This window comes from Bacillus sp. PK3_68, assembly GCF_003600835.1.
GTDB lineage: Bacteria > Bacillota > Bacilli > Bacillales > Domibacillaceae > Pseudobacillus.
Window position 1 is genome coordinate 1,191,470 of sequence record NZ_NQYC01000001.1, and the last position, 16,799, is coordinate 1,208,268.

Consider the following 16,799-nt stretch of genomic DNA (forward strand, 5'->3'; position numbering starts at 1 on the left):
TCAAAGGGCTCCGGATGATTCGTTCATTTTCAAAGCAAACCTTTTTGCTTTTTAGCGCATACAATAACGAAGAAGAAAAATATATGAAAGGATGAATTAGTTATGATCCCTTTTCCACGCGGCAATCGTCCTCCGCCCGGCTATTACTATCCACCTCCGATGAGAGGCTTCTCTCCTCCTCCGCCTCCTGGTATGCCGAGAAGAACCGGACGGGGGCTACTCGGGCTTCTAAGACAAGGGACAGGGGGAGGCCCTGGCCTAACTGGGTTTGAGCGCCAAGGCGCAGGCGCAGCTGCCCAAAAGTTAACCAATCCTCTGAATTTACAACAGATGTTGGCTAACACGCAGCAAGTACTGAAAACTGTTCAGCAAATAGGGCCAATCGTTGAACAGTACGGTCCCATGGTAAAAAATTTGCCCTCTATGTGGAAGCTGTATAAAGGATTGAAGTCTATGCCTGATGCAGAAGAAGAGAACAAAACCGAGAGCCCATCTGAAGAGCCAGTAAAAAAGAAAGAAAAACAGCAATCAGAAACTTCAAAAACAGAAGAGAAGCCGGTAGCAGAACAAATCGAATCACAGTCGGAAAGAGATGATGAGCTTACTTCAAAGCCAACATCTAAATCATCCACACCGAAACTTTACATTTAAGAAACGGTTGTTTACTTCCAAAGTTCAGCCTCCTCCTATATAATGAATTCGTACACTTTTTACTCCGATTATAAAAATAGGAGGTTTTTTTATGGAACTAGTTAAAATCGCCCCGAGAGGATATTGTTACGGCGTAGTAGATGCGATGGTCATCGCCCGGAACGCCGCTCTAGATAAAAGCTTGCCGCGTCCGATCTATATTCTTGGAATGATTGTCCATAACAAGCATGTAACAGACGCATTCGAAGAAGAAGGCATCATTACACTCGAAGGCAGCAACCGAAGAGAAATACTTGAAAAAGTCGATAAAGGAACAGTTATCTTTACTGCCCATGGCGTCTCTCCGGAAGTAAGAGAGCTTGCCCGCAAGAAGAATCTTGTGACTATTGATGCTACCTGCCCTGATGTTACAAAGACACACGATTTAATCCGCGAAAAGAAAGCAGAAGGATATGAGATCATTTATATCGGAAAGAAAGGCCATCCTGAACCAGAAGGTGCATTAGGCGTCGCCCCTGAGATCATTCATTTAGTTGAGAAACCTGAAGACGTCGACAAGTTGGTGATAAAGAGCCCTAAGATAATTGTTACTAACCAGACGACGATGAGCCAATGGGACGTAGCTGACATCATGGACAAAATTAAGGAAAAATATCCGCACGCAGAGATGCATAAAGAAATTTGCCTCGCTACCCAAGTCCGTCAGGAAGCGGTAGCAGAACAAGCGGGTGAAGCAGATGTGTTAATTGTTGTTGGAGACCCTAAGAGCAACAATTCCAACCGTCTAGCTCAAGTCTCTATGGAAATTGCCGGCACAACGGCTTATCGGGTAGCCGATGTTTCCGAAATCGAAATCGACTGGATAAAGGATGCGAAGACGGCAGCTGTAACTGCTGGAGCGTCTACTCCAACACCGATTGTAAAAGAAGTTATTCAGTTTTTAGAACAATTTGATCCGAATGACGAAAGCACGTGGACTCGAGAGAAAAAAGTCCCGTTGAATAAAATTTTACCAAAGGTGAAAAGATCCACATTGACGACTCGTTAATAGCAAGTAGTTGTGACTAAACAGGCTGATCCTTCAGGAGGAATCAGCCTGTTTGCTTTTATATAAATGTAAATGGATCTGTATGAATAGCAGAAGGGATGAACTCCACATCAAAGCTTTTCTCAGCAGCTAGCGCAGTCATTTTATTGGCGGTCCCCGTTTTCATTACCTTTTCTACATTGTGTCCGGGGTCTACTATATTTAAACCAGCTGCAAGAGCATCATGAGCAGTGTGGTAATAAAAATCACCCGTGACATATACATCTGCCCCTTTAAACTTGGCAGATTGGAAATATTTGTTTCCATCTCCTCCAAGAACAGCAACTTTCCTTACTGGATCGGTTAGTTGACCGACCACACGAACCCCTTTAACATCCAGCTTGTCTTTCACATGCTCAGCAAATTCATGCAGAGTCATCGACTCCTTTAATTTGCCGATTCTTCCCAGACCAAGTCGTTCTCCCTCATTATCAAGCGAATAGATATCGTAAGCTACTTCTTCGTATGGGTGTGCTTTTAGCATAGCAGACAGCACTGCTTTTTCCAGGCTCTTCGGGTAGATCGTTTCAACTTTTACTTCCTCTACTGTTTCCAGCTGTCCTGATTGGCCAATATATGGATTAGTTTGTTCCCCCGGCATGAATCGGCCCATTCCGTCTGTCGAAAATGAACAATGGCTGTATTCTCCGATAAATCCAGCTCCCGCTTGACCGAGCGCCTCACGCATACTCTCTGCATAATCCTTTGGTACAAAAACAGCGAGCTTTTTTAAATCCTCTTCAAGCGTCGACACTAGTACCTCCGTGTCCATTAATTCAAGAGCTTCTGCCAAAAGGTCATTCACCCCACCTTTGGCCACATCCAAATTTGTGTGGGCCGCATAAACAGCAATATCATGCTTAATTAATTTCTCAAGGATTCTGCCAGCTGGATCACTTGTCACAATAGATTTTAACGGGCGAAAAATTAGCGGATGATGAGCAATAATTAGCTGCACATCTTTTTCTATCGCCTCATCTACTACTTCCTCCAATACATCTAGTGCAACAAGAACACGTTCAACCGGTTTATTTAAGCGGCCGACTTGCAAGCCGATTTTATCCCCTTCCATTGCATACCTTTTTGGAGAGAACTGTTCAAACAATTGAATAATTTCATGGCCGTTCGTTTTCTTCACTATCGATTGCCTCCTTGATTAGCTGAAGCTCCTGAAGTATGCTTCTTCTTTTTTCCTCAGCCGCTTTCTGATTCCCCGCTTTTTTCAAATTTTCCAGGACAACCTCCAGCTGGGCTGCTTCTCTTTTCCACTTTTTAAGAAATGCATCGCTTCTCTCCTGGAGAAGCATTGGGCCTGTAAGCAACTCCAATTCTTTTTGGCTGCTGTAAGGTCTTTCAGCATCCCCTTTTTCGGCGATCAAAATTTCATATATTTTTCCATCCTCTTCCATGATCTCTTCTTCGATTAATTCCCATCCGTTCGTTAATAACCACTTGCGAATATGATCGGCACGAAGATTAGGCTGTAAAATGAGTCGTTTCACACCCGGCAGTTTCTCTTTTCCCTCTTCCAAAATAGAGGTGATCAATGTTCCTCCCATGCCGGCAATCGTGACACAATCCACCTCGCCAGCTGCAATGACTTCGAGCCCGCTTCCTTTTCGCACAGCTATTTTCTCTTCAAGCCCTGCTTCTTTCACCTGCTGTCTGGCAGCTTGTAAAGGCCCGACCGCCACTTCTCCGGCAATAGCCTTGACAGCCAGCCCCTTTTTGACAGCGTAACAGGGTAAATAAGCATGATCAGAGCCGATATCAGCTATAACAGCTTGTTGCGGTATTCGAGAGGCTACAGCCATTAAGCGTTTTGATAATTGATTAATATTCATCGTGTCACCACTTTTATTTTAATATTCCGCTTCCATTCTATATGAAAATGTCTAATAAAAAAGTTCTTTGCCGTCCGGCAAAGAACTTCTCTTGCATTATTTAATTTTGCTGACCCAGTCAGCCATAGCATCAGCATTTTCAGCTTGCACAAGGCCTGGAGGCATAGCGCCCTTACCGTTTGTAATAATTTCTTTAATTTCATCTTTGGACAATTTGTCGCCAATACCTTTCAAAGAAGGACCGGCTCCACCTTCAAAGTTGCCGCCATGACAACCAGCACAAGTTTGCTTGTAAAAGCCTTCTGGTTCAAAAGTGCCGCCCGCTGTCTGATCACCTGTTTGCTCTTCACCCTTCTCCTCTTTCGCCATTTCTTTAGAGTTATCAAGACCTTCTAAAGAAAGGAAGAAAATCAGACCGAGGCCAAACACAGCAATCAATAAGAACGGAATGATTGGATTACGATTCATTTCTTAACCTCCCTTATGTACACAAATAACAAATAGAAAGTACAAACACTTACTATTCTACTTGAAAATGAAGAAGACGAAAAGCCCTTACATAGAAGTTTTTACCCGTTTGTCGTAAATTAGACACATTTTCTTCCCTTTTTTCTTTTTTTTAAGTTTTTTTATATTATATGGAAATAAAAACAATCAACAATATTATGCCAAGCCATGCAGAGATCGTAAAATAAATTTGGCCTAGTTTCCTGCCTGTTATCCACCAAATTATACAATGTAAAAATAGCAAACCATAAAGGGTATTAGAGTTCTCTCCCCAGATTTTCTCATGCCATTCGACTGTCAAAATTAAAAATAAAACAGCTGCAGCTACATATAAAAACGGAAGAAAAAAACCTTTTTTAGAAAAATAAATAGCTAGACTGATCAACAAAACGACAAAAGCTGCCAAAATCGTCATTTGCAAAGGGAAAGACAATTCAGTAAAATATAGAACAAATAAAGAAATAAATACGAAAAAAGAGAAGCAAGCAAACTGATGACGGTTAGCCGCTTTGAACTTGATTTTTTGACAGCGTTTTCGGGCAGCTCTTCTCCTTGAGTATAAAGTGTCAACAAATAATCGCAATAATGATCCGGCAACATATGATTTTCTTTCCAAAAATAAATTTCTTTAATAATTATGTGTTTTTTTTCATCTTTCATCCATGGTCACATCCTGTCATAACACATTCGAGAAAATTCTCTAAATACCTGCTTTTAATGAAAAATAAAAAAAAGTTTACTTCTTTAAAAGAAGTAAACCATCGGAGCAAGAATAAAACATTCCAGCCGGCATTCGCATTCTACCCGGCGGCTGAACATGTATTATTCAAGAAAGTCTTTTAATCGTTTACTGCGACTTGGATGGCGAAGCTTACGCAAAGCTTTTGCCTCAATTTGTCGGATCCGTTCACGGGTAACCCCAAACACTTTGCCGACTTCTTCAAGTGTCCGAGTGCGTCCGTCGTCTAATCCGAATCGAAGGCGCAGCACATTTTCTTCTCGGTCTGTTAACGTATCAAGAACATCTTCAAGCTGTTCTTTCAGCAACTCGTAGGCAGCATGTTCAGAAGGAGAAGTTGCTTCTTGGTCTTCAATGAAATCGCCTAAGTGGGAATCATCTTCTTCCCCAATCGGTGTTTCAAGAGAAACAGGTTCTTGCGCAATTTTCAGGATCTCCCGTACCTTTTCAGGAGTTAAATCCATTTCTTCAGCAATTTCTTCAGGAGACGGTTCGCGGCCAAGATCCTGAAGGAGTTGTCTCTGAACACGGATTAGCTTATTAATTGTTTCAACCATATGAACAGGAATCCGAATGGTTCTTGCCTGATCAGCAATCGCTCTTGTGATCGCCTGACGAATCCACCAGGTAGCGTACGTGCTGAATTTAAATCCTTTGCGGTAATCGAACTTTTCAACAGCTTTAATTAAGCCCATGTTTCCTTCCTGAATCAAGTCAAGAAAGAGCATGCCGCGCCCGACATAGCGCTTTGCTATGCTGACTACAAGACGGAGGTTGGCTTCAGCAAGACGGCGTTTTGCCTCTTCGTCACCCTCTTCAATCCGGGTAGCCAGTTCAATTTCTTCTTCAGCGGATAGAAGATCTACACGACCGATTTCCTTCAAGTACATGCGGACTGGATCGTTAATTTTCACTCCTGGCGGAACGCTTAAGTCATTAAGGTCAAATTCTTCACTTTCTTTTTCAAGTTCGTGAAGATTCGGATCTTCTTCCTCATCTTCATCATTTGTTATATCGATTCCTTGCTCACCAAGGTACTCGTAAAATTCATCCACCTGGTCAGACTCCACTTCAAATGGTGACAGCTTATCAGCCACGAAGTCATAGGATAATTTGCCTCTCTTTTTGCCTATCTCAACAATCTGTTCTTTCGCTCTTTCCAATGTTACTTCAGTTTCTTTGGAACGTGTAGACTTTTCAGCCATTAGTCGTCCCCCTCCTTCCAAAATCCTTGCCTCAGTGTTTTTCCTATTTAGTTAATTCTTTTTTTAACTTTACAATTTCCATGGCAAGCTGGGCGGCTGTTTGATAATCCTTTGCTTTCTCCGCTGCTACCTGCCGTTGCTTTTTTTCTTTTATTTCCAACACTTTTTGATATTGCGCTATTTCTTTTATATAATCGTACACTGCTTCATCATTTATCACTTCACTGACCATCATCATTTCTATATCCGAAACGAGGCGGCGCAAATTGGCGTTTGGGAGAAAACTGATAAATGCACTTGAATCCGGTACATTGCCTCCTTCATAAAAGCCAAGTAAATACGTAAAAATAGCTTGATGCTCATCAATATTAAATGTTCCGCCATTCAGCAAATCCTTTACTTTGTAAGCAAGATCTATATCTTTCAACATATGTGCAATGAGCCTCCGCTCTGCAGTTTGAAACGCAGGATACAGCTTTACAGGCGCTTGTAAAGCTGGCGCTTGCTGAAACGTCCGCTCGTTTGAAGAATGCTTCTTCCTTTCCTTAAAGAAAAGCTGTTTTTCCTGTTGCTTTAGTGCCTCAAGTGAAAGCGAGAATTGCTCGGCGACCTGTCTTAAATAATAATCGCGCTCTACCGCTTTTTTTAATTTAGAAATTTCCGCTACTACTTCTTCGATATAACGCAGCTTTTGTCCTTCATCCTGTAGATTCTTCCCTTGCTTGTAGTATTCCATTTTGAAGGCAGTTAAGGTCATAGCTGTGTCGATGACGCTATTCCGAAATTTCTCGGCGCCATGTGTTTTTATATAATCATCCGGATCCATTTTATCTGGAATGAGAGCGACTTTAATATCACAGCTACTATCACTTAGTAAATTAGAAGCACGGAAAGCAGCCTGTATTCCCGCCGAGTCACCATCAAAGCAAATAATAACCTGATCGGCCGTTCGCCTGATCTGCTGGATATGGGCATCAGTCAATGACGTCCCCATTGTCGCAATTCCTGTTTCTATCCCAGCACTTGCAGCAGCAATTACATCTGCAAATCCTTCAAAGAGAACCGCATAATGTTGCTTACGAATAGCTGGCCGTGCTCGATGAAAATTATACAAGAGGCGGCTTTTATTAAAAATAGGCGTTTCCGGGCTATTTAAATATTTGGGCTTTTCATCATGAAGAGACCGGCCAGAAAAAGCAACCACTTTTCCTTTCTCATCATGAAGAGGAAACATAATTCGACCGCGAAAGCGATCAAAGTAGGTTCCATCCTCCTCTCTTCGGATAATGAGACCTGCTTTTTCCATCCATTCAGAAGTAAATCCGCGCTTTTGAAGAAATTTAACGGTGAAATCCCAATTTGGAAGCGACCAGCCGATTTGAAATGTTTCCAATTGTTCTTTTGAAAACCCTCGCTTCTCCAGATAGTCTAATGCTTCCTGGCCTTCTGTTGTATTCATTAGCAAATGATGATAGAATTTTGCCAATAACTCATGAGCCTTTATTATCTGATCGTGCTCTTCAGAAAAGGATCGGTTGCGATTATCACCTGTAAGCGCAGGATCAAGTGCTACTCCTGTACGGGCAGCCAGCTTGCTAACTGCTTCCTGGAAAGAGATATTTTCTATTTCCATTAAAAAAGAAAAAACATTTCCTCCAGCTCCGCACCCGAAACAATGATATATTTGCTTATCGGGGGATACAGAGAAAGACGGTGAATTTTCTCCGTGAAATGGACATAGTCCGAAGAAGTTTCTTCCTTGTTTTTTCAACTGAACGTAATCACCGATTACTTCAGTAATGTCCAGTGACTGCTTGATTTGTTGAATGGTTTCCTCAGGAATTTTTCCTGTCACATACATCACCAGCTATACTATTGTTCGATAAAAAAACTAAATTTCCTGCAGCTTTTTCTATTATTTGCTTTTCCTAAGCTGCTTTGCCTGCAACACTCAGCCTGATCCTTTGTTAGTGCCTAGTTATTTCCAATCCGGCATAAGAGAGAGAATCGACAAATCCCTTCATATTTCTCTTGCCCTATGCATTATAATTCTACAATCTTGATTAGAATCCTTCTCAAATGAGAAATAACATAAAAAAAACGAACAATAATCTGCCGTCCGGCAAATATCCTTCCAAGTGGCATACAATTAGTTTATTCCTTTACCTTAGGTGTTAAACCTTTTTTAAATACATTTTTATCACAATTTTTTATTATAGTACATTTCATTCAAAAAAACCATTGATTTTTCACAGGTTAAAGAAAAAGAAGCTCTTCTAAAAATGAAAAGCCTCCTTTTCTCGATTTCCGTATAAACCGCGACCCTTCAATTCAATTTCAGCTTGTAAAAGAAAGAAGGAGCTGCAGTAAATAACGTCTATTTCCGTTTGCCAAGCCTGCTCAAAATAATGTTAGCTGTTTCTTCCACCGCTTTATTCGTTACATCGATCACTTCACAACCAATGCGATTCATGATCTTTTCAGAATAAGAAATTTCTGCTTTAATTCGCTCAAGATCAGCGTAACTTGCACTGTCATTCAAACCAAGTGAAATTAACCGTTCCTTTCGGATTTGGTTTAGTTTGTCAGGGCTAATCTTTAAGCCAAAACATTTATCTGATGGAAGATCAAATAGCTCCTCTGGAGGATCCACCTCCGGCACAAGAGGGACATTGGCTACTTTCAACCGCTTATGAGCAAGATATTGAGAGAGCGGTGTTTTTGATGTTCGTGACACTCCGATTAAAATAACGTCCGCCTTCAATAAACCACGCGGATCACGGCCGTCATCGTATTTCACTGCAAATTCAATCGCTTCTACTTTTTTGAAATACTCTTCATCCAATTTTCTTACAAGTCCCGGTTCCATTAAAGGCTGGTGTCCATATAAAGATTCAAGCTCATCCATCAGCGGACCAATCAAATCAAAAATAACAATCTTCTCTTTTTGGGCCTGCTGCTTCATATAGGTTCTGATTTCCGGTTTTACGAGCGTATATACAATAATCCCTCGCTCAATCTTGGCTAAGTCGATTACTTCATCGATAGTGGATAAGTCCTCGACATAGGGAAATCGTTTAATCACAGCATGCGATCCATTAAACTGGCTGACAGCCGCTTTCGTTACAAGCTCTGCTGTCTCGCCTACTGAATCAGAAACGATGTAGATGATTGGGTCATTCAGCAAAAAATAGAACCTCCTTTCCTAGCTGCATCACTCGTCATCTGCCAATGCGACAAATGCTTTGGCAATATTTGTTTTTGTAATGCGTCCGATTACTTCATAGCCTGTGGGTGATTTTTTGACAACCGGCACCGCATCTATTTGTCTTTCGATTAAGTTCTTAGCCACATCAACAAGCAAGTCATCTCTTTCACACACAGTAATATTTGGCATTCTTGTCATAATAATATTGACTGGAATAGCATTTAATTCCTGCTTGCCAATGCTTGCTCGCAGCAAATCTTTTCGCGACAGTACACCGGCTAAATGGCTGTTTTCATCCACTACAAACAGCGTGCCGACATCCTCTAAAAACATCGTAACGATGGCATCATACACAGATACATTTTCGCGTACGACAACAGGTACTGCCTGATAGTCTTTCACATATATTTTCATTAAATTTTCTGTAAGAAGCTGAGTACCAGATTTACCTGTATAAAAATAGCCGACACGAGGCCTTGCATCCAAAAAACCCGCCATTGTTAGAATGGCTAAATCCGGTCGCAATGTTGCTCTCGTTAAGTTTAATCGTTCAGCTATATTCTCACCAGTAATTGGCTCATTTTCTTTAACAATTTTCAAGATTTTTTCCTGACGATTATTAAGTTCGATCTCCCTCACCACCTAATGCGCAATAGCAGCACAGACACCAATGGCTCAATTACCCCTTTGATCTTTACAACCGAGTATGCAAGCGTCTGTGCTTCAGTTTTCAAAAGTGTTATACCATATAATAAATATTATATACTATTTAACCCGAATGAAAAGAAAAGTTTCATGCGGCTGCTGTGTTTTGCGCTGGTATAGATGAATGATCAATTGAAGCAGGAAAACAGCAGGGCCTTTACTTCACTAAGATTTTATTGAAATCAGCGAATGTCAAAATGAGATTCGAGAGCTCTCTCATTTGATTTAAGCGATTCTCTCTTACATCTGTCTCTTCTGCCATGACCATTGTGTGATCAAAATATTGTTCAATTGGTGCCTTTAAGCTTTCAAGCAGAGCAAATTGCTGCTCAGCTGTCTGTGACTCTTGCAGTCCAAGCTGGACACGAAGAAATTCTCTATGCAACACTTTCTCTTCCTCGTTCACAAAATGTTGTTCATCGACCGCTCCATGTTCCTCAGCCTTCTTAGCAATGTTGACCACACGGCTAAGCGCTTCTGCCGTTTCTTTAAAGCCATCTTCTTCTTTGTGTGCCATTAATACAGCTGCCTTTGCAAAAAGAGAAGGCAAAGAACCGACAGCCCCCGCAAGTACCGCATCAATTAAGTCATAGCGGACGTCTCTTGCTTGCAGGCTATGTTTAATGCGAAGCTTAAAGAAAGCAACTAACTCTTCCAAGAGTAAGTCAGCTGTTTTTTCGCCAATATGATCCTCTTTCACTACACTGATAGCTATTTGTAGAACCGTCTCAAGAGAAACGCTCCAATGCTTTTCCTCTAAAATCAGAACAATCCCCGCTGCCTGTCTTCTCAAGGCATAAGGGTCCTGAGAACCCGTTGGAATAATATCGACCGCAAAGCAGGACACGATCGTATCTAATTTATCCGCTAGACTAACAACGGCGCCAGTGAACGTTTCCGGTGCTTTATCATCGGCATGCCGCGGCTCGTAATGCTCGTTGACAGCTCGGGAAACTTCTGGCTTTTCTCCTTTTTGCTCGGCATATTTTTCGCCCATAATTCCCTGCAGCTCCGGGAATTCATAAACCATTTGCGTAACTAGATCAAATTTACATATTTCCGCGGCACGGTCTACTTTTTCTTGCTCTTCTTCAGAAGCTCCCGTTAATTTACTTAGCTTAGCAGCTAATCGGCGAATCCGTTTTACTTTTTCAGCCAGTGTGCCAATTTTTTCATGATACACAATCGCTTGAAGTTTACTTAAAAAGAAATCAATATCCTTGCTTTGATCTTCTTTATAGAAAAAGTCAGCATCGGCGAGACGAGCTCTTAAAACTTTTTCGTTTCCACGTGCTACCGTATCAAGTGAGCGGCTGTCTCCATTTCGAACAGTAACAAAGTGAGGGAGCAATGTTCCCTTCTGATCTTTTACCGGAAAGTACCGCTGATGCTCTTTCATCGAAGTAATGAGCACTTCTTCAGGCAACTCAAGAAAATCCTCATTGAATGAACCCGATAAAGCAGTCGGATACTCCACTAAGTTATTCACTTCTTCCAATAACTCTTCATCGACTGGAATGACCCATGACTTTTCTTGTTCTAACTGAGAAAGCTGGTGGCGAATCATCGCTTTTCGTTCAGCCGGATCAGCAATAACGAACTGATTTCTCAGCTGCTCTTCATATTCAGCTGGAATGGTAATTGTAACTGAATCACCTAAGAAACGATGTCCTTTCGTTATCCGGCCAGTCGATACATTCGTAATTTGAAAAGGGATAATTTCTGAGCCAAATAAAGCAACAATCCACTTGATCGGTCGAATATATCGAAGATCATTATTAGCCCAGCGCATATTTTTCCCAAAATGAAGACCTAAAATGATCTCGCGCAGTTTTGGCAGTAAATCGATCGTCGGTTGGCCCTTAATAAATTTATTAACATGAACATATTCTATGCCATTGATTTCTTTAAAATAAATATCTTCAACGGTAACTCCCTGTCCGCGCGTAAACCCCATCGCTGCCTTTGACCAGGAACCGTCTTCTTGAAGAGCAATCTTCTTTGCCGGCCCTTTCGCTTCTTCTTCAATGTCTTCTTGCGCTTCTGCTGCGCCTTCGACTAAAACTGCCAAGCGGCGCGGCGTTGAATAAAGCTTGATGCCTTCATAGGCGACTTTCTGCTCCTGAAGAAATTCTTCCACTTTGCTGCCAAGCTGATTCATCGAATCAGTTACAAAGCGGGCTGGCATTTCCTCCAAGCCAACTTCTAATAATATATCTCTCTTATTCATATTCCGCCTCTCCTTTCTTTTTTAACATTGGGAATCCTAGTTTCTCACGCTCTTCATAGAATGTTTTGGCGATTTGTCTAGCCATACTGCGCATGCGTCCAAGATAAGCTGTTCTCTCTGTTACTGAAATGGCTCCCTTGGCATCAAGGACATTAAAAACGTGAGAGCATTTTAAAACGTAATCATAAGCAGGATGAACCAACCCTTCATCCATTTGGCGCTTTGCTTCTTTTTCATAAATAGTAAATAGATTAAATAACATATCAGCGTCTGACGTTTCAAATGTGTATTTCGAATGCTCGTATTCAGGCTGATAAAAAATATCTCTTACAGTAAAACCTTCCGTCCACTCCAAATCGAAGACATTTTCTTTTTCTTGAATATAAGATGCAAGCCGTTCGATCCCATATGTAATCTCCACGGAAACCGGCTTACACTCCAGACCGCCGACTTGTTGAAAATACGTAAATTGCGTGATTTCCATGCCGTCCAGCCATACTTCCCAACCGAGTCCTGCACAACCAAGGGATGGGTTTTCCCAGTTATCTTCCACAAAACGGATATCATGATCAAGCGGCTCAATACCAAGAGCTCTTAAAGAATCCAAATACATTTCTTGGATGTTATCCGGTGAAGGTTTCATAATAACTTGGAACTGATGATGTTGATACAGACGATTCGGATTTTCCCCGTAACGACCATCTGCCGGACGTCTGCTCGGTTCCACATAGGCAACGTTCCACGGTTCCGGACCAATCGCGCGTAAAAAAGTATACGGACTCATCGTACCGGCTCCTTTTTCGACATCATAAGCCTGCATTAAAATACAGCCATGATCGGACCAATGTTTTTGCAAGGTTAAAATCATTTCTTGAATATTCATAGCTATGCCTCTCTTTCTGTAGTTGGTGATTAGCAGCTTTCCACGCTCTTACTAAAAGCGCTCGCTTGCTTCTTTGACAAATAAAAAACTCTCGTCCCTATGCACATAATTGTACATAGGGACGAGAGTTACCCGCGGTTCCACCCTATTTGCCGTAACTTACGGCCTCTTTTCCAAAGCGCTGCTCCAGACCGCCTTTCCATGATGCTCTTTCCCCGGCTTTCACCATCCCGGGTTCGCTTGTAAAAGAGGAAACCATGTACTCTATTCCTTCACTGCAGCTAATTATTGATTTCAATTGAATATAAAAAACTTAATCGAAAACAGACAATTTGTCAATCCTCTTCTTGCTCTTTATGTAGAAAAGACTGCATTCTCTCCATTTGATCAAGAAACCTGCGTGATTTTAAATAAATACCAGAATATTCATCATAGTAAAGAGAAATGGCCGTTCGCAATTCTTTCTTCGTCTCTTCCTTGACATTAATATTACCCAGCCTGTTCAAATCGAAAAAATAAAATAACCGTAAAAGCTTAATAGCGGCCTGTGATAACGGCAATAAATAAGGATCGATTTTAAAGCAGCGATGGCATAGAAAACCGTTTTCTCGGATAGAAAAAGCAAATCGGCCGTCCCGGCTCCCACAATTAACACAGCTGGATAGCTCGGGACGCAGGCCGATGACTTGCAACATTTTCATTTCGAAAATAGCCGTTAAAATCTCCGCGTCATACCCCTCATTCAAATAGTGAAGGCACTGCTCAAAGAGTTCATATAGATATGGATTCGGCTTCTTTTCTTCCGTGCTTTTATCAAGCAGTTCAGCCATGTAAGCAGCATGCGCAGACATGATCAAGTCCTCACGGATATGCCTCATGGATGAAAGCATCTCACCTTGCTGCAGCGTGCCAAGTCCGCTACCTGACTGAACTAAAAAACTGCCGTGTGTAAATGGCTGAGTAACGGCAGAAAGACGGCTGTTGGGCTTTTTAGCTCCTCGCGCCATGAAAGCAATTTTTCCTTTCTCCCGTGTAAAAATCGTTACTACTTTATTGGTTTCTCCATAATCGGATGTTCGAATTACGATCCCTTCAATCTTTTGAAGCATGAGAAGGCCGTCCTTTCGTCCTCCTCAATTCGTCATTCCGGCAACCGGGAAGTCGGGACTAGCCAATTGCTGCTCCTGTTCAAACGGGGGATACTTGCCGCCTTTTTCAATCTCCTTATATAGAAGGTACATTTCAACACTTCCTGTCTCAGAAAAGACTTTCCACGTAAAATCCAACATGCTTTTTCCCGCCTTTCTTAATTGAAACTGGCATTTACCCTTGGCTTCCTTAATAGCTTCACCGATTACCTTTTGATTATGAGGAGCAAAAATTTCTAATTATCCACTGATTAATATTCATCCTCACGGAATCCAAAATCGCGAAGATTAGACGCTTTGTTGCGCCAATCTTTCTGTACTTTCACCCACAGCTCCAAAAATACTTGGGATCCGAGTAAGTGTTCAATATCCTGTCGTGCTCGCTGGCCAATTTCCTTTAGTAAAGCTCCTCGCTTGCCAATAACGATTCCTTTTTGCGAATCTCGCTCTACAATAATGGTAGCCATGACATTAATAATTTCTTTATCCCCGCGGCGCTCCATTTTGTCAATCACAACCGCAATAGAATGCGGCACTTCTTCTCTCGTCAAATGCAGCACTTTTTCCCGAATCAACTCTGATACAATAAAGCGTTCTGGATGGTCGGTTACCTGATCAGCTGGATAGTACTGCGGCCCAGCAGGAAGATTTTCCTCAATCTGACCAAGAAGACGCTCTACGTTATTTCCTTCGAGAGCAGAGATTGGAATGATCTCCGCAAACGCATGCAAGCTTTTGTACTGATCAATCAACTCCAGCAGCCGGTCCGGATGCACTCGGTCAATTTTATTAACAACAAGAAAAACTGGTGTGTGAATCCCTTTTAACTTTTCAATAATAAATTCATCACCACGGCCGTAACCTTCCTCGGCATTGACCATAAAAAGCACAAGGTCAACTTCCTTCAACGTATTAACAGCCACTTTCATCATGAAATCTCCAAGCTTGTGCTTTGGTTTATGAATGCCTGGAGTATCGATAAAAATCATTTGGGCATCCTCTTTTGTGTAAACACCTTGGACTTTGTTCCTCGTCGTCTGCGGCTTATCACTCATGATAGCGATTTTTTGGCCAATCACCCTGTTTAAGAAAGTAGACTTCCCTACATTTGGACGGCCAATGATTGAAATAAAGCCTGATTTATATGTTGAGTTCGTTTCGTTTTTATTCATGTAGATCCTCCGGTGAAAATGCTCCTGGCAATAATTCTCTAACTGTTGTTTCCTGCACAGCACCCTGCAAGTTTGTCAAGATTACTTTCATATCAGGACTGCAAAGCTCGGAGATCACCTGACGGCAAGCACCACACGGAGACACCGGACGCTCCGTATCAGCGATAACCGCAAGCGCTGTAAATTCTTTTTCCCCTTCTGACCACGCTTTAAACAAAGCTGTTCTTTCTGCGCAATTACACATGCTGTAGGCAGCGTTTTCGATATTGCATCCGCGAAAGACTTTGCCATCCTTCGTCAAAAGTGCCGCTCCTACTTTGAATTTTGAATAAGGAACATAGGCATTCTCTCTTGCGACTGCCGCTTCCTTAATTAACTGTTCTCGTTTCAATTTTTATGCTCCTTCACTTTCTATTTTAATATAAAATAGCTTAATTGTAATCCATTTAGCAAAAAATTTTCAGAAAAGTTCAAATTGTCTAAAGCAACTCCAATGCCTTTGGCAGAAAAATGATCATCCCTACTAACACCGCGAGGAGGGAAAACAGCAAAACAGCTCCTGCAGCTAAATCTTTCGCTTGTTTTGCCAGCAGCTGATAGTCTTTCGTTACTAAATCAACTGTTTTCTCTATCGCTGTATTGATTACCTCAAGCGTCAGAACCCCAAAGATCATAACTAGAATGAATAACCACTCTATCGGCGACAATGCGAAAAAAAAACCTGCGGCTACGACGGCTGCTGCAGCGGTTAAATGGAACCGGAAATTAGGTTCTTTTAGTGCAATGCGCAAGCCGTTCAACGCAAACCGAAAAGAAGATAGGAACCGTTTCCACTGAAAGTTTTTTCTACCGCTGTAATCCGTATTCATTTAAAATTTCCTTCTGCTTTTGAAACATAACCTTTTCTTCTTCCTCAGTCATATGGTCATAGCCAAGCAGATGGAGAAGCCCGTGGACTGCCAAAAAGCCCAGCTCTCTTTCAAAACTGTGCCCATATTCAACCGCTTGTTCTTTTGCCCGCTCGACAGAAATAACAATATCTCCTAATACCCGCGGCAAGCCTTCCGCTCCACTGATTTCTATTTCCTCTTCCCCCATCTCTTCTAATGCAAAAGAAATAACATCTGTTGGTGTATCTTTCCCACGGTATTCACGATTAATCTCCTGGATTCTCGGATTATTCGTAAAAGTTATTGAGACCTCACTGTCTTCTGCTACCGCTTCCTTCTCGGCTGTTAATTCTAACAATGCCTCGACGAGTTGGAAAGCCTCTGCCTTTAACTCTTCCGTTTCATCTACCATATCTATAATCAGACTCATCTCTTTCCTCCATTCTTTCCTTAACATTCCATCTGCCAATGGACAGAGTGATCATTGTATTTTTGGTGAGTATCACTCTCTTGTACGTAAAATCATAACA

At 41.7% G+C, this 16,799-nt stretch carries 18 protein-coding genes; 2 read left to right on the forward strand and 16 right to left on the reverse strand.

Features of this window, described 5'->3' with window-relative positions; translation table 11 throughout:
* Positions 1-102: 102 nt before the first annotated feature.
* Both vrrA and CJ483_RS06260 read left to right on the forward strand, forming a co-directional pair.
* Positions 103-651: a VrrA/YqfQ family protein gene (gene vrrA, locus CJ483_RS06255; protein ID WP_120033064.1), complete on the forward strand. Its 549-nt coding sequence runs from the start codon at positions 103-105 to the stop codon at positions 649-651.
* A 91-nt stretch (positions 652-742) separates the two neighbouring features.
* Positions 743-1,699: a 4-hydroxy-3-methylbut-2-enyl diphosphate reductase gene (locus tag CJ483_RS06260; RefSeq protein ID WP_120033067.1), complete on the forward strand. Its 957-nt coding sequence runs from the start codon at positions 743-745 to the stop codon at positions 1,697-1,699.
* A 58-nt stretch (positions 1,700-1,757) separates the two neighbouring features.
* On the opposite strand, the gene CJ483_RS06265 is transcribed toward CJ483_RS06260, so the two are convergent.
* The 16 genes from CJ483_RS06265 to ybeY form a co-directional block, all read right to left on the reverse strand.
* On the reverse strand, positions 1,758-2,876 hold the full coding sequence (locus tag CJ483_RS06265) for a Nif3-like dinuclear metal center hexameric protein (RefSeq protein WP_120033070.1): 1,119 nt from the start codon (positions 2,874-2,876) through the stop codon (positions 1,758-1,760).
* On the reverse strand, positions 2,854-3,582 hold the full coding sequence (locus tag CJ483_RS06270; protein ID WP_120033073.1) for a tRNA (adenine(22)-N(1))-methyltransferase: 729 nt from the start codon (positions 3,580-3,582) through the stop codon (positions 2,854-2,856). Before CJ483_RS06270 ends, CJ483_RS06265 begins: the two co-directional genes overlap by 23 nt.
* Positions 3,583-3,678: 96 nt before the next feature.
* On the reverse strand, positions 3,679-4,050 hold the full coding sequence (cccA, locus tag CJ483_RS06275; protein ID WP_120033076.1) for a cytochrome c550: 372 nt from the start codon (positions 4,048-4,050) through the stop codon (positions 3,679-3,681).
* A gap of 166 nt (positions 4,051-4,216) precedes the next feature.
* Positions 4,217-4,705, reverse strand: coding sequence for a hypothetical protein (locus tag CJ483_RS24425; protein ID WP_120033080.1), 489 nt, complete (start codon positions 4,703-4,705; stop codon positions 4,217-4,219).
* 206 nt (positions 4,706-4,911) lie between these two features.
* Positions 4,912-6,033 (reverse strand): RNA polymerase sigma factor RpoD, encoded by a 1,122-nt coding sequence (gene rpoD / locus CJ483_RS06290; RefSeq protein WP_120033087.1) that lies wholly within the window; start codon positions 6,031-6,033, stop codon positions 4,912-4,914.
* A 43-nt stretch (positions 6,034-6,076) separates the two neighbouring features.
* Positions 6,077-7,888, reverse strand: coding sequence for a DNA primase (dnaG, locus tag CJ483_RS06295; RefSeq protein ID WP_120033091.1), 1,812 nt, complete (start codon positions 7,886-7,888; stop codon positions 6,077-6,079).
* A gap of 522 nt (positions 7,889-8,410) precedes the next feature.
* The gene (locus CJ483_RS06300; RefSeq protein ID WP_406909577.1) at positions 8,411-9,217 is read right to left on the reverse strand and encodes a pyruvate, water dikinase regulatory protein; all 807 of its coding nucleotides are present in this window, start codon (positions 9,215-9,217) and stop codon (positions 8,411-8,413) included.
* Positions 9,218-9,247: 30 nt separating this feature from the next.
* Positions 9,248-9,880 carry a transcriptional regulator CcpN gene (ccpN, locus tag CJ483_RS06305; protein WP_182916983.1) on the reverse strand — a complete coding sequence of 211 codons (633 nt, stop codon included), beginning with the start codon at positions 9,878-9,880 and terminating at the stop codon, positions 9,248-9,250.
* A 223-nt stretch (positions 9,881-10,103) separates the two neighbouring features.
* The gene (glyS, locus tag CJ483_RS06310; protein ID WP_120033101.1) at positions 10,104-12,176 is read right to left on the reverse strand and encodes a glycine--tRNA ligase subunit beta; all 2,073 of its coding nucleotides are present in this window, start codon (positions 12,174-12,176) and stop codon (positions 10,104-10,106) included.
* Complete coding sequence (gene glyQ / locus CJ483_RS06315) at positions 12,169-13,059, reverse strand: glycine--tRNA ligase subunit alpha (protein ID WP_120033104.1); 891 nt, start codon at positions 13,057-13,059, stop codon at positions 12,169-12,171. Before glyQ ends, glyS begins: the two co-directional genes overlap by 8 nt.
* Before the next feature lie 335 nt (positions 13,060-13,394).
* Positions 13,395-14,168 (reverse strand): DNA repair protein RecO, encoded by a 774-nt coding sequence (recO, locus tag CJ483_RS06320; protein WP_120033107.1) that lies wholly within the window; start codon positions 14,166-14,168, stop codon positions 13,395-13,397.
* A gap of 24 nt (positions 14,169-14,192) precedes the next feature.
* Positions 14,193-14,348 (reverse strand): YqzL family protein, encoded by a 156-nt coding sequence (locus CJ483_RS06325; protein ID WP_120033110.1) that lies wholly within the window; start codon positions 14,346-14,348, stop codon positions 14,193-14,195.
* A 110-nt stretch (positions 14,349-14,458) separates the two neighbouring features.
* Complete coding sequence (gene era / locus CJ483_RS06330; RefSeq protein WP_120033113.1) at positions 14,459-15,379, reverse strand: GTPase Era; 921 nt, start codon at positions 15,377-15,379, stop codon at positions 14,459-14,461.
* On the reverse strand, positions 15,372-15,770 hold the full coding sequence (locus CJ483_RS06335; RefSeq protein ID WP_120033116.1) for a cytidine deaminase: 399 nt from the start codon (positions 15,768-15,770) through the stop codon (positions 15,372-15,374). Before CJ483_RS06335 ends, era begins: the two co-directional genes overlap by 8 nt.
* An 88-nt stretch (positions 15,771-15,858) precedes the next feature.
* Positions 15,859-16,248 carry a diacylglycerol kinase family protein gene (locus CJ483_RS06340; protein WP_120033119.1) on the reverse strand — a complete coding sequence of 130 codons (390 nt, stop codon included), beginning with the start codon at positions 16,246-16,248 and terminating at the stop codon, positions 15,859-15,861.
* Positions 16,226-16,699: an rRNA maturation RNase YbeY gene (ybeY, locus tag CJ483_RS06345; protein ID WP_120033122.1), complete on the reverse strand. Its 474-nt coding sequence runs from the start codon at positions 16,697-16,699 to the stop codon at positions 16,226-16,228. Before ybeY ends, CJ483_RS06340 begins: the two co-directional genes overlap by 23 nt.
* Positions 16,700-16,799 lie beyond the last annotated feature (100 nt).

Bases quoted from the DNA above. Each gene is read 5' to 3' on its own strand.
- era (WP_120033113.1), bottom strand. From the start codon at position 15,379: ATGAATAAAAACGAAACGAACTCAACATATAAATCAGGCTTTATTTCA.
- glyS (WP_120033101.1), bottom strand. From the start codon at position 12,176: ATGAATAAGAGAGATATATTATTAGAAGTTGGCTTGGAGGAAATGCCA.
- CJ483_RS06260 (WP_120033067.1), top strand. From the start codon at position 743: ATGGAACTAGTTAAAATCGCCCCGAGAGGATATTGTTACGGCGTAGTA.
- recO (WP_120033107.1), bottom strand. From the start codon at position 14,168: ATGCTTCAAAAGATTGAAGGGATCGTAATTCGAACATCCGATTATGGA.
- ybeY (WP_120033122.1), bottom strand. From the start codon at position 16,699: ATGAGTCTGATTATAGATATGGTAGATGAAACGGAAGAGTTAAAGGCA.
- CJ483_RS06270 (WP_120033073.1), bottom strand. From the start codon at position 3,582: ATGAATATTAATCAATTATCAAAACGCTTAATGGCTGTAGCCTCTCGA.
- vrrA (WP_120033064.1), top strand. From the start codon at position 103: ATGATCCCTTTTCCACGCGGCAATCGTCCTCCGCCCGGCTATTACTAT.
- CJ483_RS06325 (WP_120033110.1), bottom strand. From the start codon at position 14,348: ATGTTGGATTTTACGTGGAAAGTCTTTTCTGAGACAGGAAGTGTTGAA.
- glyQ (WP_120033104.1), bottom strand. From the start codon at position 13,059: ATGAATATTCAAGAAATGATTTTAACCTTGCAAAAACATTGGTCCGAT.
- CJ483_RS06340 (WP_120033119.1), bottom strand. From the start codon at position 16,248: ATGAATACGGATTACAGCGGTAGAAAAAACTTTCAGTGGAAACGGTTC.
- cccA (WP_120033076.1), bottom strand. From the start codon at position 4,050: ATGAATCGTAATCCAATCATTCCGTTCTTATTGATTGCTGTGTTTGGC.
- rpoD (WP_120033087.1), bottom strand. From the start codon at position 6,033: ATGGCTGAAAAGTCTACACGTTCCAAAGAAACTGAAGTAACATTGGAA.